Genomic DNA, 15272 nt, shown 5'->3' on the forward strand with positions numbered 1-15272 from the left:
GTCGGCCCCTCGGCGGGCCGGTTGCGCCGGGCCCCGACGGCCGGCCCTTACCGGGGGCCGCCGGGCCCCTGTACCTCGCCGCCGGCGTTCATCTCCTCGGTCACGGTGGTGGAGAGCACGGCGCCCGTGCCGCGCTTGCCGCGCCTGATCCGGTTCTCCAGCCAGCTCGCGAAGCTGGTCAGCAGGAAGTTCAGCAGGACGTAGATCACGCCGACCACGGCGAAGGCGGCCAGCAGGTTGGCGAAGTTGCCGTCGATGAGGCCGACGCTGCCCATCAGCTCGTCGTAGCTCAGGATCGCGCCGCCGAGCGCGGTGTCCTTGACGATGACGACCAGCTGGCTGACGATCGCCGGCAGCATCGCGGTGACCGCCTGGGGCAGCAGCACGAAGACCATGAGCTGCCCCTTGCGCATGCCGATCGCCTTGGCCGCGTCCGTCTGCCCCCGGGGCAGCGAGAGCACGCCGGCGCGCACGACCTCGGCCAGCACCGAGGCGTTGTACAGGACCAGGCCCGTCACCACCGCGTACAGCGGCCGCACGTCGCGGTCGATGTCGGTCCACATGGCGTACGCCTCGTTGGCGAACAGCATCAGCAGCAGCACGGGGATCGCGCGGAAGAACTCGACCACGGCGCCCGCGGGGACCCGCACCCAGGCGTGCTCGGAGAGCCGGCCGATGCCCAGCACCGCGCCCAGCGGGAGCGCGATCACCATGGAGAGGGCCGCCGCCGTGAGAGTGCCCTCGATGCCGGGCAGGATGAAGGTCGTCCACACGTTGCTCTGGGTGAACGGCTCCCACTTCTCCCAGGCCAGCTGGCCCTTCTCGTCCAGGACGCCCAGCACCCACCAGGCCCCCAGCGCGAGCACGACGAGGAAGACGACGGCGATGAGGAGATTCCGCCGCCGGGCGCGCGGCCCGGGGGCGTCGTAGAGAACGGAGAGGTTGCTCATCGCTTCACCGCCACGCGCTTGGCCACCCAGCCGAGGGCGAGCCCCGTCGGCAGCGTGAGAACGATGAATCCGAAGGCGAACAGGAGCGCGATCGGTATCAGCTGGGCCTCTTTCTCGATCATGTCCCGCATCAGCAGGGCGGCCTCCGCGACGCCGATGGCCGCCGCCACCGTGGTGTTCTTGGTGAGGGCGATCAGCACGTTCGCCAGCGGCGCGACCACCGACCTGAACGCCTGGGGGAGCACGATCAGCGTCAGCACCTGCGTGAAGTTGAGCCCGAGCGCCCGCGCCGCCTCGGCCTGGCCGACCGGCACCGTGTTGATCCCGGACCGCAGCGCCTCACAGACGAAGGTCGAGGTGTAGAGGACGAACCCGAGGACGGCCAGCCGGAAGGAGAGGCTGTCGGTGCCGAAGTCGGCCCACAGCGTCATGCCCAGCGTGTAGGCGAGGAGCTGCGAGCAGCCCACGATGATCAGCGTCAGCGGGGTGTTGCGGACGATGTGCACGTAGGCGGTGCCGAACGCCCGCATGATCGGGACCGGGCTGACGCGCATCCCGGCGAGGACCGTTCCCCATATGAGGGACCCGATCCCGGAGAGGACGGTGAGCTGCACCGTCGTCCAGAACGCTCCGAACAGGTCATACCTGTCGAGGTCAAGGAAGTCGAACACGGAATCTCGCAGTCTCGCCTAGCGGAGGGCGGATGGCGGAAAGGGGTGTGGCGCGCCGCCCCGCCTCGGGGCGGCGCGCCACCTGGGCCCTGAGCGGGCCAGGGTCAGGGACGCGCCCCGATCTCGGGGGCGGGGTCGGCCTCGTAGCCGGCCGGGCCGAAGTGCTCCTCGACCAGCTCGGCCCAGGTGCCGTCCTCCACCATCTGCTCGATGGCGGCGTTGACGTCCTCCAGGTCCTCGGAGTCCTTGGGCAGGCCGACGCCGTAGTACTCGTCGCTCAGCTCCAGGCCCGCGAGGGCGAACTTGCCCTGGTGCTCCTCCTGCGCGGCGTAGCCGGCGAGGATGGAGTCGTCGGTGGTCAGCGCGTCGATGCCGCCGTTCTCCAGGCCGGTGAGGCACTCAGAGTAGGTGTTGAAGTCCTCGAGGGCGGCGTCCGGCGCGAAGTCCTCCTGGACATTCGCGGCGGAGGTGGAGCCGGCGACCGAGCAGAGCGTCAGGTCGTTGATCGCCTCGGTGCTGGGCACCTCCTCGCCCGCGCGGATCAGGAGGTCCTGGTGGGCGATGAAGTACGGCCCGGCGAAGTCGACCTGCGCCTCGCGCTCCTCGGTGATCGAGTAGCTGGCGGCGATCATGTCGACGTCCCCGCGCTCCAGCAGCTGCTCGCGGTCGGGGCTGGGGGCCTCTTCGAACTCGATCTGGTCCTCTTCGTAGCCCAGTTCGCCGGCGATGTAACGGGCGACGTCCACGTCGAAGCCCTCGTAGTCGCCGTCCTCGGTCAGCAGGCCGAGGCCCGGCTGGTCGAACTTGATGCCGATGACGATGCCTTCGTCGTCACCGCCGCCGCCACAGGCCGTGGCGGTCAGGGCGAGGGCGACGGCGGAGGCGGCGAGGGCGCTTGCCTTGCGAAGTCTCATGATGGGAGTTCCCCCTTGTTGTCTCTGAGGTATGGAGGTGAACGCGTGCGACATGCGGCGGCGCATCAGTGCTGGAGGATCTTCGAAAGGAAGTCCTTCGCGCGGTCGCTCCGCGGGTTGTCGAAGAACTGGTGGGGGTCGGCCTCTTCGACGATGCGACCGTCGGCCATGAACACCACGCGGTTGGCGGCGGAGCGGGCGAAGCCCATCTCATGCGTGACCACGACCATGGTCATGCCCTCACGGGCCAGTTGCTGCATGACTTCGAGGACCTCGTTGATCATCTCGGGGTCCAGTGCCGAGGTGGGCTCGTCGAAGAGCATCACCTTCGGTTCCATGGCGAGGGCGCGGGCGATCGCCACCCGCTGCTGCTGCCCGCCGGAGAGCTGTGCCGGGTACTTGTCGGCCTGGTTGCCCACGCCCACGCGGTCGAGCAGGGTGTGCGCGCGCTTCCTGGCGAGCGCCTTGTCCTGGCCGCGGACCTTGATGGGGCCCAGCGCGACGTTGTCCAGGACCGTCTTGTGCGCGAACAGGTTGAAGGACTGGAAGACCATGCCCACATCGGCGCGCAGCCGGGCCAGCTCCTTGCCCTCCTCGGGAAGGGGGCGGCCGTCGATGCTGATGCTGCCGTCGTCGATGGTCTCCAGGCGGTTGATCGCCCGGCACAGCGTGGACTTGCCCGAGCCCGAGGGGCCGATCACGACGACGACCTCGCCGCGCTTGATCGTCAGGTTGATGTCCTGGAGCACGTGGAGCGCGCCGAAGTGCTTGTTCACGCTGTCCAGGACGACGAGATCATCCGCCGGGGGCGGCACTGCGTCGGCGGCCTCCTTGGCCAGCGGCACATCGCTCATCGTGGTCTTGCTCCGTCCTCGTCGGTTGCACGGACCCTAGCCAGCATGGATCACACCGTCACCTGATCTGAGGGGAAATTGAGCATAACGATCCGGTTGCCTCCCAGTTGCGGAGAGTTACTGTCCGTCGCCTGTCGTGAGCGGTGAATAACGGAAGCGTTCAGCTCGTCCCGTTTCCCTTGACGTGGGACGTCCGCATCGGGATGGATGCGGAGTGAGCCGGAAAGCCGGAAAGGCCGGAGAGGAAGCCGCGGGATGAGACTGCTCCTTGTCGAGGACGACGAGCACGTCGCCGCTGCCCTGGTCGCGGTGCTGGGCAAGCACGGCTTCGACGTCGTCCGGGCCCGCGGCGGCGAGGAGGCGCTGGGCCTGCTGCGCGACAAGTCCTTCGGCGTGGTGCTTCTGGATCTCGGCCTGCCCGATCTCGACGGCTTCGAGGTATGTGGCCGGATCCGGCGTCTCACATCGGTGCCGATCATCATGGTGACCGCCCGCGCGGACGTGCGCTCCCGCATACACGGTCTCAATCTGGGTGCGGACGACTACGTGGTCAAGCCCTACGACACCGGGGAACTGCTGGCCCGCATCCACGCGGTCAGCCGCCGCACCGGTCCCGAGGAGGCCGCCGAGCCGGGGGAGCGGGAGGACGTGCTGGCCCTGGGCCCGGTGACCGTCGAGCTCGCCACCCGCCAGGTGACCGTGGACGGGCAGCCGGTCACGCTGACCCGCAAGGAGTTCGACCTGCTCGCGCTGCTCGCCCAGCGCCCGGGTGTGGTCTTCCGCCGCGAGCAGATCATCAGCGACGTCTGGCAGACCAGCTGGGAGGGGACCGGCCGCACCCTCGAAGTGCACGTGGCCTCCCTGCGCTCCAAGCTGCGCAGGCCCGAACTGGTGGAGACGGTCCGCGGCGTCGGCTACCGCCTGGCCATACCCCCGGCCTGACCGGCGCGGACGGGAACCCTCATGCGCTCGCGGCTTCTCCCCCTGCTCATCGTGCTGCTGACCGGCGTCCTGCTCGCCCTCGGCATCCCGCTGGCCACCAGCCAGGCCCGCAGCGAGCAGCAGCGTGTCGTCGTGGACCGCATCGACGACACCGCGCGCTTCGCCTCCCTCACGCAGTTCGCCGCAGACTCCGCCGCCCCCGGCGCGGCCGGACGCCAGCGCCTGGCCACCCTGGGCGACGAACTGGCGACCTACCACGACGTCTACGGCATCAAGGCCGGCGTCTTCCAGCGCGACGGGGAGCCGCTCGCGGTCGCTCCCGCCGGATGGGAGGTGCCCGGCGGGGTCGGCGGCGAGGAGTTCGCCGAGGCCCTGGCGGGCCGCCGCAGCCAGGGCCCCGCCCAGGTGTGGCCCTGGGCCCTGGACCGGCGGCTGGTCGTCGCCTCCCCGGTGATCAGGGACGGCGACGTGATCGCGGTGGTGGTCATCGACTCCCCGACCGGGCCGCTGCGCTCCCGCATCCTGCGCGGCTGGCTCGGCATCGCCGCGGGGGAGGCCGCCGCGATGCTGCTGGCCGTCGCCGCCGCGTTCGGCCTGACCCGCTGGGTGCTGCGCCCGGTGCGGGTGCTCGACAGGGCCACCCACGCCATCACCACCGGCAGCCTGACCGCCCGGGTCGCCGCCGCGAGCGGGCCGCCCGAGCTGCGCAGCCTGGCGCGTTCGTTCAACGAGATGGCCGACCACGTCGAGGAGGTCCTGGAACAGCAGCGGGCCTTCGTCGCCGACGCCTCCCACCAGCTGCGCAACCCGCTGGCCGCGCTGCTGCTGCGGATCGACCTGCTGGGTCTCGAACTGCCCGAGGACAACGAGGAGTTCGCCTCGGTGCGGGCCGAGGGCGTCCGGCTGGCGCGGGTCCTGGACGGCCTGCTCGGCCTCGCGCTCGCCGAGGGCACCCCCGCCGACCTGCGCGTCACGGACGTGGCCGCGCTCGCCCGCGAACGCGTCGACGCCTGGCGCCCGGTCGCCGACCGCCGCGGCGTGACGCTGCGGTTCGAGGGTGCCTCGGCCGCCACCGGGTGGGCCGACCCGGTGGGGCTCTCCAGCGCGCTGGACGCCATTGTCGACAACGCGCTGAAGTTCACCCCGGGCGGCGGCGAGGTCCGCGTCGTCCTCACGCCGAACGGCGAGTCCGTCACCATCGAGACCGCCGACGACGGCCCCGGGCTGGCGGGGGACGAGCTGGACCGGATCGGCGACCGCTTCTGGCGCAGCGGCCGCCACCAGAACGTCTCCGGCTCCGGCCTCGGCCTCTCCATCGTGGCCGCGCTGCTGGCCGCCGGAGGGGCGACGATCACCTATGCCGCGAACGAGCCGCACGGCCTGCGGGTGATCGTCGCCGTCCCGCGCCACGCCCCGGAGGACGCGGCGCCCGGCGCGGTCAGCCGCGAGCTGCCGCCCGGCGCAGCCGGAGCGTGAGGATCTCGAACGGCCGCAGCGCCAGCTCCACGCCGCCGTCCTCGCCGACCGTGTGCTCCCGCCCGTCACCGAGCGGGCGCTCCAGCAGGTCGGTCGTCTCCACGGCGGCGAGCGGGAAGCCCGTCACCAGCCGGCCGCGTGCCCGGCCGCCCGCCGACTCGTACAGGCGCACCACCACGTCGCCGGTGCGGTCGTCGGCCATCTTCACGGCCTCCGCGACGATCGCCCCGCCGTCCACGACGGTGACCAGCGGCTCCACGGTGGCCCGGCCCGGCACCAGGCGCTCCGGCAGGTTGAGCCCGTGGCCCTCGCGGACCGCGTCGCCGATCGTCGCCCCGGGCGCCAGGGCGTACCGCAGCCGGTGGCTCCCCTGGTCGGTCTCCGGGTCGGGGTAGCGCGGCGCGCGCAGCAGCGACAGGCGGACGGTCGTGGTCTGGCCGCCGTCCTCGCGCACCTCGCGGGTCACGTCGTGCCCGTAGGTCGAGTCGTTGACCACCGCGGCACCCCAGCCGGGCTCGCCCACCTGGATCCAGCGGTGCGCGCAGATCTCGAACTTGGCCGCCTCCCACGAGGTGTTGGTGTGCGTCGGCCGGAACACGTGGCCGAACTGCGTCTCGGCGGCCGAGGCGTCGGCCTTCACGTCCAGCGGGAACGCGGCCTTCAGGATCTTCTCCCGCTCGTGCCAGTCGATCTCGGTGTCGACCTCCAGAACGCGCGTGCCGGCGCGCAGCGTGAGCCGCTGCACCACCCGCGAGGCGCCGAAGGAACGCGCCACCTCCACCGTCGCGGCACCGCCGTCCGCGGCCTCCAGCGACAGCGCCTCCACGTCCGTGAGGTCGCACACGCTGTTGCGGTAGAACGCGTCGACGTCCCAGGCGTCCCAGTGGTTCGGCAGGTCGGGGTGGAGCTGGAGCAGGTTGCCCGCGGCTCCGGGGGCGATCGCCTCGCGGCCCGCTGGCAGGTCCACGGCCGAGACCACCAGGCCCCGGGCGTCGATCTCCACCCGCAGCAGGCCGTTGGCCAGCGTGAACCCGCCGCCCGCGCGCTCCTCGGCGTGCACCGGCGCCTGGGGCAGGTCGGGTCGGGGCGCCGCGCCCCCCGCCGGGATGCCCCCGCGCTCGTGCGGGGCCGCGTTGAACACCACGGTGCCCTCCCCGTCCCCGCTCCCGTCCCCGTCCCCGTTCCCATTTCCGGCCAGCGCCCGCTGCGCCCCGTCCACCAGGGCGAGCAGCTCCTCGCGCAGCCGCGCGTAGGTCTCCCTGGCCTCGCGGTGCACCCAGGCGATGGACGAGCCGGGCAGGATGTCGTGGAACTGGTGGAGCAGCACCGTCTTCCAGATCCGCTCCAGCTCCTCGTAGGGGTACGCGTAGCCGTCCACGGCGACCGCCGCGGTCGCGGCCCACAGTTCGGCCTCCCGCAGCAGCGACTCGCTGTGCCGGTTGCCCTGCTTGGTCTTGGCCTGCGATGTGTAGGTGCCGCGGTGCAGCTCCAGATAGAGCTCGCCCACCCACACCGGCGCGTCCGGGTACTCCTCGTGGGCCTTGCCGAAGAACGCCGAGGGCCGCTCGATCTCCACCCGCGGCGAGCCCTCCAGGTCCCGCAGCCGGGCCGCGCGGGCCAGCATCTCGCGGGTGGGACCGCCGCCGCCGTCCCCCCAGCCGAAGGGCGCCAGCGAACGTGTCCCGCGCCCCTTCTCACGGTAGTTGCGCGCCGCGTGCGCCATCTCGCGCCCGCTCAGGTCGGAGTTGTAGGTGTCCACCGGCGGGAAGTGCGTGAATACGCGGGTGCCGTCGATGCCCTCCCACCAGAAGGTGTGGTGCGGGAACGTGTTGGTCCTGCTCCACGAGATCTTCTGCGTGAGGAACCACGTCGACCCCGACAGCTTCACCAGCTGCGGCAGCGCGCCGGTGTAGCCGAACGAGTCCGGCAGCCACACCTCATCGGTCTCGATCCCGAACTCCTCCAGGAAGAACCGCTTGCCGTACACGAACTGCCGGGCCATGGCCTCGCCGCCCACCATGTTGGTGTCGGACTCCACCCACATCCCGCCCACCGGCACGAACGTCCCGTCCGCGACCTTCTCCCGCACCCGCGCGAAGATCTCCGGCCTGTGCTCCTTCAGCCAGGCCAGCTGCTGGGCCTGCGACATGGCGAAGACGAACTCCGGGTGGTCGTCCATGAGCGCGACCACGTTCGCCGAGGTGCGGGCCACCTTCCGCACGGTCTCGCGCAGCGGCCACAGCCACGCCGAGTCGATGTGCGCGTGGCCGACCGCGCTGATCCGGTGCGCGGTCGCGTGGGCGGGGGAGGCGAGCACCCCGGCCAGCCGCTCCCGCGCGGCCGGGGCGCTGCCCGCCACGTCCTCGAGGTCCAGCGCGTCGAGCGCCCCCTCGATCGCCCGCAGCAGCGTCCAGCGCAGGGCGTCCTCGACGCCCAGCTGGCTCATCAGCCCGCCCACCACGTCGAGGTCCTGCGCCAGCTCCCACACCTGGGGCTCGAAGACCGTGAGGTCCATGCGCGCCAGGCGGTACAGGGGCTCGTCGCCCGCGGTGAGCCGGTCGCCGAGCTCGCTGGGCTCCGCCTCGTTGAGGATGGGATTGGCCGCCGCCTCGACGAACAGCTCCACCTCCTCGCCGCCCTCGGCCGCCTCGGCGATCCGCACCCAGTCGTTGTAGGGGTTCAGCCCCTTCACGGCCTGGCCGTCGCGCCGGTATGCCAGGCCCTCGCACTGGAAGCCGGGCATCATCCGGTCGAAGCCGAGGTCGATCACCGCCTCGACCGTCCGCCCGGCCCACTCGGCCGGGACCCGTCCGGTGAGCCGGAGCCATGTGGTGCCCCAGGCCGGGCCCCACGGGTCCCCCGCCGCGGCCGGCCCGTACGCGGCGCCCAGTGCCTCGGCCACGGGAACGGGCTCGCCCGGGGCGTCCCAGCGCTCGACGGTCAACGGCACGGGGTCGCGGTGGACGGCGGGCCGGATCCGCTCCTTCAGGACCCGGGCAAGACGGTCTTCGACCAGCGTGCGGTCGTCGTGCATGGTGCTACTCCGAATGTCTCGTGATGCGTGACGTTGCAATTACGGGCAGGATCGGAACGGAACGGATGAGTGGGGGACAGGGAAAAGGGGAGCGGCCGGTCAGATCACGACTTGACCGACCGGTAGTAGTCGCGGGCGCCCTGGTGCAGCTCCAGGGGCTGCGTGTAGATCGCCGTCCGCAGATCCACCCGCTGGGCCGCGTGCACCTGGCGCCCGATCCGGTCGCGGCCGTTGATCACCGAGCGGGTGATCTCCTCGGCGATCGCCGGGTCGGCTTCCTCGGTCGTCACCAGCAGGTTCGCCACCGCGATGGTGTCCACCACCTGGGAGTCCGAGATCTCGGGGTAGGCGTCGGGCGGCATGACGGCGGCGCGGTAGTACTCGGTGTACGGGCCCCGCTCGCTGAGCTCGGGCAGCAGGTCGCCCAGGGGCACCAGCCGGATGTCCAGGTAGCTCGACAGCCGTGCGACCGCCGTGGTGGGCAGCCCGCCCGACCAGAAGAACGCGTCGATGCGGCCCGCCTCCAGCATCCGCGGCATGTCGTCGATGCCCGCCCGGGCCGCGTCCACGTCGCGGTCCATGTCCAGGCCCGCGGCGGCGAGCAGCTCGCGCGTCACCAGCTGGACGCCCGACCTGTCCTGTCCGACGCCCACCCGCAGCCCGGCCAGGTCCTCGGTCCTGCGCACCGGCGAACCGGCGGGCACCACCAGCTGGATGTAGTCGTCGTACAGCCGCGCGCAGGCCCGCAGCCGGTCGGCGCCCTCGCGGCCCTCGGACCGGTAGACGGCGATCGAATCGGCGGTGGCGATGGCGTAGTCGGCCTCGCCCGAGGCGAGGCGGGCCAGGTTCTCCAGGGATCCGACGCTCGGCCGGAGCGCCATGTCGAGGGCGGGCGCGTCGTTCGCCAACTGCCCCTGAAGCAGCTGCCCGTACTTGGCGTAGACTCCGCTGTTCACCCCGGTGCTCAGGGTCACCGAACCGACGACCCGGTCGTCGCTCCCGACCAGGGGCCGCCACAGCAGCGCGGCCACCAGGGCCAGCACCACGAGAACGCCCAGCACGAGCGGCGCGGACCGCCGCCGTGGGGAACGCACGGAGAGCATCCGAGCAAGCTATCAGCGGAACGTAGACTTGGGGACCTGCGGTATCCGCTTCTCGTACCGAATGGGATTGAGTTCTCGCATGCCCGAAGTCGCGCGCACCTACGAAGTCCGGACGTTTGGCTGCCAGATGAACGTCCACGACTCCGAGCGGATGGCCGGGCTGCTGGAGCAGGCCGGCTACGTTCCGGCCGCCCCGGAGGCCGAGGGCGCCGACGTCGTGGTGTTCAACACCTGCGCCGTCCGGGAGAACGCCGACAACCGCCTCTACGGGAACCTGGGCCAGCTCGCCCCCCGCAAGGCCGCCCGCCCCGGCATGCAGATCGCCGTCGGCGGCTGCCTGGCGCAGAAGGACCGCGACACCATCGTCAGCCGCGCCCCCTGGGTGGACGTCGTCTTCGGCACACACAACGTGGGCAGCCTCCCCGTCCTGCTGGAGCGGGCCAGGGTGCGGCGAGAGGCCCAGGTGGAGATCGCCGAGTCCCTGGAGGCGTTCCCCTCCACCCTGCCGACCCGGCGCGAGAGCGCCTACGCGGCCTGGGTCGCGATCTCCGTCGGCTGCAACAACACCTGCACGTTCTGTATCGTCCCCGCGCTGCGTGGGAAGGAAAAGGACCGCCGCCCCGGCGACATCCTCGCCGAGATCGAGGCCCTGGTCGCCGAGGGGGTCTCCGAGATCACCCTGCTCGGCCAGAACGTGAACGCCTACGGTTCCGACATCGGCGACCGGCGGGCGTTCTCCCACCTCCTGCGCGCCTGCGGCCGCGTCGAGGGCCTGGAGCGCGTCCGCTTCACCTCGCCCCACCCGCGCGACTTCACCGACGACGTCATCGAGGCGATGGCCGAGACGCCGAACGTGATGCCCCAGCTGCACATGCCGCTCCAGTCCGGCTCGTCGCGGGTGCTGCGCGCCATGCGCCGCTCCTACCGGCAGGAGCGCTACCTCGGCATCATCGAGAAGGTCCGCGCCGCCCTCCCCGAGGCCGCCATCACCACCGACATCATCGTGGGCTTCCCCGGCGAGACCGAGGCCGACTTCGAGGACACCCTGCACGTGGTGCGCCAGGCCCGGTTCGCCCAGGCGTTCACCTTCCAGTACTCCAAGCGGCCCGGCACCCCGGCGGCCGACATGGAGGGACAGATCCCCAAGGAGACGGTCCAGGCCCGTTACGAGCGGCTGGTCGCGCTCCAGGACGACATCTCCTGGTCGGAGAACAAGAGGCAGGTCGGCCGCACCGTCGAGGTGCTGGTCGCCGAGGGCGAGGGTCGCAAGGACGACGCCACGCGGCGCCTGTCCGGCCGCGCCCCCGACAACCGCCTGGTGCACTTCACCAGGCCCCAGATGCCGGTCCGCCCCGGCGACATGGCCACCGTCACCGTCACCTACGCCGCCCCCCACCACCTGCTGGCCGAGGGCCCGACCGAGGCCGTCCGCCGCACCCGCGCCGGCGACGCCTGGGAGCGCCGCACCGCCGTGCCCGCCGAGAGGGCGCCCGGCGTGATGCTGGGCCTCCCCGCGGTCGGCCCGCCCGCCGACCCCGAGCCCGCGGTCGGCGGCTGCGCCGCCCACTGACCGCCGCCGCCCACGGATCGCCGCCGACCGGCGGCCGTCCCGGCCGGGGGTTAGGCTGCCGCCATGCTCGTCGCCGCAGCCGTCTGCCCCTGTCCGCCGTTGCTGGTGCCCGAGGTGGCGGGGGGCGCCGCGTCCGAGCTCGACGCCGCACGCGCCGCCTGCGACGACGCCCTCGGCGTCCTCACCGCCGCCCGCCCCGACCGCCTGCTGGTCGTGGGTCCCGCCGCCCAGCCGGAGCGTGGCGCGTTCCCCGCGGGCACCAGGGGGTCGCTGCGCGGATTCGGCGTCGAGGTCGAGGTCGCCCTCGGCAAGGGCGATCCGGGAGAACGGGAGCTGCCGACGTCGCTGACCGTCGGCGCCTGGCTGCTGGAGCGCACCGGCTGGAGCGCCGCCCCCGTCGAAGGGCTCGGGGTCGGTGAACCCCTCGAGCCACAGCGCTGTGCCGACGTCGGCCGTGAGATCGCGGCGGGCCCCGGGCGTCTGGCGCTGCTGGTGATGGGCGACGGCAGCGCGTGCCGGGCGCCTCGCGCCCCCGGCGCGTTCGACGAGCGCGCCGCCGCGTTCGACGCCGCGGCGGCGCGGGCGCTCGGCGCGGCGAACACCGCCGCGCTGGCCGCGCTGGACGCCGAGCTGGCCGAGGAACTGCACGCGGCCGGCCGCTCCAGCTGGCAGCTGCTGGCCGGGGCGGCCGAGGAGGCCGGGCTCGCGGGGCGGCTGCTGTACGACGAAGCCCCGTACGGCGTGGGCTACTTCGTGGCCTCCTGGTCGTAGGCGGTCGTGGGCCGGGCCCGTCAGGGCTTGGCCGCGCCCTCGCCCGCCTCGCTGTCCGCGGCCTGTGCGGAGCCGGTCTGCTGGGGGATCCCCACCGCGTCCCCCTCGGCCTCGGCCCCGGCCTCGGCGGCGCCGGGCGCCTCCTCGGGCGCCGCCCCCGGGGTCTCCTCCGGCGGCTCCTGCGGACCCTTGCCGCGGCCACGGAACCAGGCAATCACTCCCATGACAACTCCCGACCTTCCTCACATTGAACGGTTCGGAACCAGCAACGACCCGCGACCAGCGGCGTCACGTCGCTCGTTCGAGGAGGCGGGCCCGGATCTGGGAGACTGCCCCGTGTGAGCAGCGCATCCGGTGCCCCCCAGGTCGTCGCCGTGGTCGGGCCCACCGCGGCCGGCAAGTCGGACCTCGGCATCGCCCTGGCCAGACGGCTGGGCGGCGAGGTGGTCAACGCCGACGCCATGCAGCTCTACCGCGGCATGGACATCGGCACCGCCAAGCTGACCCCCGCCGAGCGGCAGGGCGTGCCGCACCACCTGCTCGACGTCTGGGACGTCACCGAGACCGCGAGCGTCGCCGCGTTCCAGCGGCTGGCCCGCGAGCGGATCGACGCGCTGCTCGCCGAGGGCCGCACCCCGGTGCTGGTCGGGGGCACGGGCCTCTATGTCCGCGGCGCCGTCGACGCCCTCGAATTCCCCGGCACCGACCCGGAGGTCAGGGCCGCTCTCGAGGAGGAGCTGGGCCGGGAGGGCAGCGGCGCGCTGCACGCCAGGCTCGCCGTCGCCGACCCGCCCGCCGCCCGCGCCATCCTGCCGAGCAACGGGCGGCGCATCGTCCGGGCGCTGGAGGTCATCGAGATCACCGGGCAGCCGTTCACCGCACGGCTGCCGGGCGCCGCCGACGACGGATCCGTCTACCGCACCCTCCACATCGGCGTCGGCGTCGAACGCGCCGAGCTGTACGAGCGGCTCACCGCCCGCGTGGACCGGATGTGGAGCGCGGGCCTGGTCGATGAGGTCCGCTCCCTCGAACGCGCCGGACTGCGCGAGGGGCGCACCGCGTCGAGGGCGATCGGCTACCAGCAGGTGCTCGCGGCGCTGGCCGGGGAGTACGACGAGGAGGAGGCGCGCGCCCAGACCGTTCGCGCCACCAGACGCTTCGCCCGCCGGCAGGAGAGCTGGTTCCGGCGCGACCCGCGCGTGCGCTGGCTGAGCGGGGCGCGCGAGGCTGCCGATGAGCTTGAGCAACGTGCGTGGGAGCTGCTCGAACGGACGGTCACATCCTGATCACGTGATGGCATCGGGACGCCCCAAGCGGGCGGGACCGGTCCCCGAGCGTGCCATCATCGAGCGATGTCGCAACCGTGAAGCCGTTGAGTCTGGAGGGCGCGTGGCGATGGAGGCCGGCCCCCGGGAAAGCAACGGCATGACGGAGGACGTTCCGCCCCGACGGCTCCCCCCCGACGCGGAACTGCTGCCCGAAGGGGAACTGCTGCCCGACGGCGAGCTGTTGCCCGACGGCGAGCCGCTGCCGGAGGATCAGGCCGTCGAGATCATCGACGACTTCAACAGGGACGAGTCCTATGCCGACTTGCGCCCGCCCCGGCGGCTGAGGCTCACCCTCTTCGCGCCCATCGTGCTGCTGAGCCTGCTCGGCTCCCTGATGTTCGCCTTCCCGCTCGCCTTCGCCTTCGACGAGGCGGGCGCCGTGGTCGCCATGCTGGGCCTCCTCATCGGGTGCAGCGCCGCCGGGTGGGGCATGATGGCCGCCCGCCGCGTCGGCTACACCTGGCCCGGCCTGCCCCCGCGCGGCTCGGGGCAGCGCCCCGACTGGCGGCTGCTGGCGCTCTACGGACTCGGCGTCTCGGTCCTCGCCGTGCTCGCCGTCATGCGGGTGGCCGCGCTGCGCTGAGTGTCGTCACGATCCGTTACGCTCGGGCCCGTGGGCACCGCACAGCAGCCCGTGCCGTTCCTCAAGGGGCACGGCACGGAGAACGACTTCGTGATCATTCCCGATCCTGACGACCGGCTCGACCTCTCGGCCGCCACCGTCGCGCGCCTGTGCGACCGGCGCGCGGGCCTCGGCGCCGACGGCCTGCTGCGCGTCGTGCGCGCGGCCGGCGAGGCCGAGTGGTTCATGGACTACCGCAACGCCGACGGCAGCATCGCCGAGATGTGCGGGAACGGCGTGCGGGTCTTCGCGCGCTACCTCCGGCGCGCCGGGCTGGCCGAGGGCGACTCCCTCCCCGTCGCCACCCGCGCGGGGGTGCGCCGGGTGCGGTTCGAGGACGACGGTGACATCACGGTGTCCATGGGACCGGCCACGCTGCCCGGGGGCCCGGGGGAGTCGGTCACCGTCACGGTGGGGGAGCGGACCTGGCCCGCACGCCACGTCGACATGGGGAACCCGCACGCGGTCGCGTTCGTCGGCGCCCTCGACCACGCGGGCCCGCTGCTCGACCCGCCCGCCGTCCACCCCGCCGCCGCGTATCCGCACGGGGTGAACGTGGAGTTCGTCGTGGACCGCGGCCCCGGGCACGTCGCGCTCCGGGTGCACGAGCGGGGCTCGGGCGAGACGCGCTCCTGCGGCACCGGCGCGTGCGCCGTGATGGTCGCCGCCGCCCGGCGGGACGGTCGTGACCCGGCGGCGGACGGCCGCCGGGCCACCTACACCGTGGACGTCCCGGGTGGGCGGCTGGTGGTCAGCGAGGACCCGGAGGGCCAGGTCACCATGAAGGGCCCGGCCGTGATCGTCGCCGAGGGGACGCTGGACGCCGCCTGGCTGCATCAATCCTGGCCGGTGACGCCGCATATTTCAGCCACGTTTCACAGAACATAAGTCACTCGAATGGGTGATCCACCACGATAGGGGCGGACGTCGGCGGGTGCACCGTGGTGGGCTCGGTAGCATCAAGCACCGGCGCCGCTGCGGGAATCCCTCGAATCGATCGACGTCAGCCGCGGTCCGGTCAACAGACCGCGGGAGGT

General features: G+C 72.6%; 14 protein-coding genes. 7 read left to right on the plus strand and 7 right to left on the minus strand.

Features of this window, described 5'->3' with window-relative positions; all coding sequences use genetic code 11:
- Window positions 1–47 precede the first annotated feature (47 nt).
- From ADY01_RS00090 to ADY01_RS00105, 4 genes are all read right to left on the minus strand, one after another.
- On the minus strand, window positions 48–950 hold the full coding sequence (locus tag ADY01_RS00090) for an amino acid ABC transporter permease (RefSeq protein WP_049563766.1): 903 nt from the start codon (window positions 948–950) through the stop codon (window positions 48–50).
- Window positions 947–1621 carry an amino acid ABC transporter permease gene (locus ADY01_RS00095; RefSeq protein WP_049563768.1) on the minus strand — a complete coding sequence of 225 codons (675 nt, stop codon included), beginning with the start codon at window positions 1619–1621 and terminating at the stop codon, window positions 947–949. The genes ADY01_RS00090 and ADY01_RS00095 overlap by 4 nt, the downstream gene beginning before the upstream one ends.
- 104 nt (window positions 1622–1725) lie before the next feature.
- On the minus strand, window positions 1726–2535 hold the full coding sequence (locus ADY01_RS00100; RefSeq protein ID WP_049563771.1) for a glutamate ABC transporter substrate-binding protein: 810 nt from the start codon (window positions 2533–2535) through the stop codon (window positions 1726–1728).
- 65 nt (window positions 2536–2600) lie between these two features.
- Window positions 2601–3389, minus strand: coding sequence for an amino acid ABC transporter ATP-binding protein (locus ADY01_RS00105; protein WP_049563773.1), 789 nt, complete (start codon window positions 3387–3389; stop codon window positions 2601–2603).
- 255 nt (window positions 3390–3644) lie between these two features.
- Here ADY01_RS00105 and ADY01_RS00110 point away from each other — a divergent pair, with 255 nt between their 5' ends.
- Both ADY01_RS00110 and ADY01_RS00115 read left to right on the plus strand, forming a co-directional pair.
- Window positions 3645–4331: a response regulator transcription factor gene (locus tag ADY01_RS00110; protein ID WP_049563775.1), complete on the plus strand. Its 687-nt coding sequence runs from the start codon at window positions 3645–3647 to the stop codon at window positions 4329–4331.
- A 21-nt stretch (window positions 4332–4352) separates the two neighbouring features.
- Window positions 4353–5807 (plus strand): sensor histidine kinase, encoded by a 1455-nt coding sequence (locus tag ADY01_RS00115; RefSeq protein ID WP_049563777.1) that lies wholly within the window; start codon window positions 4353–4355, stop codon window positions 5805–5807.
- Here the strand turns inward: ADY01_RS00115 and ADY01_RS00120 are convergent.
- Together ADY01_RS00120 and ADY01_RS00125 are read right to left on the minus strand one after the other, a co-directional pair.
- Window positions 5770–8841, minus strand: coding sequence for an alpha-mannosidase (locus ADY01_RS00120; RefSeq protein ID WP_049563779.1), 3072 nt, complete (start codon window positions 8839–8841; stop codon window positions 5770–5772). The two genes, ADY01_RS00115 and ADY01_RS00120, sit on opposite strands and share 38 nt — an antisense overlap.
- Window positions 8842–8945: 104 nt before the next feature.
- A complete protein-coding gene (locus ADY01_RS00125; protein WP_053170388.1) occupies window positions 8946–9944 on the minus strand; it encodes a TAXI family TRAP transporter solute-binding subunit in 999 nt (332 codons plus the stop codon).
- 79 nt (window positions 9945–10023) lie between these two features.
- Between ADY01_RS00125 and miaB the strand changes: the two genes are divergently transcribed.
- Both miaB and ADY01_RS00135 read left to right on the plus strand, forming a co-directional pair.
- Complete coding sequence (gene miaB, locus ADY01_RS00130; protein ID WP_049563781.1) at window positions 10024–11514, plus strand: tRNA (N6-isopentenyl adenosine(37)-C2)-methylthiotransferase MiaB; 1491 nt, start codon at window positions 10024–10026, stop codon at window positions 11512–11514.
- A gap of 63 nt (window positions 11515–11577) precedes the next feature.
- Window positions 11578–12285, plus strand: coding sequence for a hypothetical protein (locus ADY01_RS00135; protein ID WP_049563783.1), 708 nt, complete (start codon window positions 11578–11580; stop codon window positions 12283–12285).
- 20 nt (window positions 12286–12305) lie between these two features.
- Here the strand turns inward: ADY01_RS00135 and ADY01_RS00140 are convergent, their stop codons facing one another.
- Window positions 12306–12509 (minus strand): hypothetical protein, encoded by a 204-nt coding sequence (locus ADY01_RS00140; protein ID WP_049563787.1) that lies wholly within the window; start codon window positions 12507–12509, stop codon window positions 12306–12308.
- A 114-nt stretch (window positions 12510–12623) separates the two neighbouring features.
- Between ADY01_RS00140 and miaA the strand changes: the two genes are divergently transcribed.
- The 3 genes from miaA to dapF all read left to right on the plus strand — a co-directional run bounded on the left by miaA (window position 12624) and on the right by dapF (window position 15123).
- Window positions 12624–13571 (plus strand): tRNA (adenosine(37)-N6)-dimethylallyltransferase MiaA, encoded by a 948-nt coding sequence (miaA, locus tag ADY01_RS00145; protein ID WP_049563789.1) that lies wholly within the window; start codon window positions 12624–12626, stop codon window positions 13569–13571.
- A 109-nt stretch (window positions 13572–13680) separates the two neighbouring features.
- On the plus strand, window positions 13681–14196 hold the full coding sequence (locus ADY01_RS00150) for a membrane protein (protein ID WP_049563792.1): 516 nt from the start codon (window positions 13681–13683) through the stop codon (window positions 14194–14196).
- A gap of 30 nt (window positions 14197–14226) precedes the next feature.
- On the plus strand, window positions 14227–15123 hold the full coding sequence (gene dapF, locus ADY01_RS00155; protein ID WP_049563794.1) for a diaminopimelate epimerase: 897 nt from the start codon (window positions 14227–14229) through the stop codon (window positions 15121–15123).
- Window positions 15124–15272: the final 149 nt, after the last annotated feature.

This window comes from Streptomyces sp. SBT349 (genome assembly GCF_001083795.1).
GTDB lineage: Bacteria > Actinomycetota > Actinomycetes > Streptomycetales > Streptomycetaceae > Streptomyces.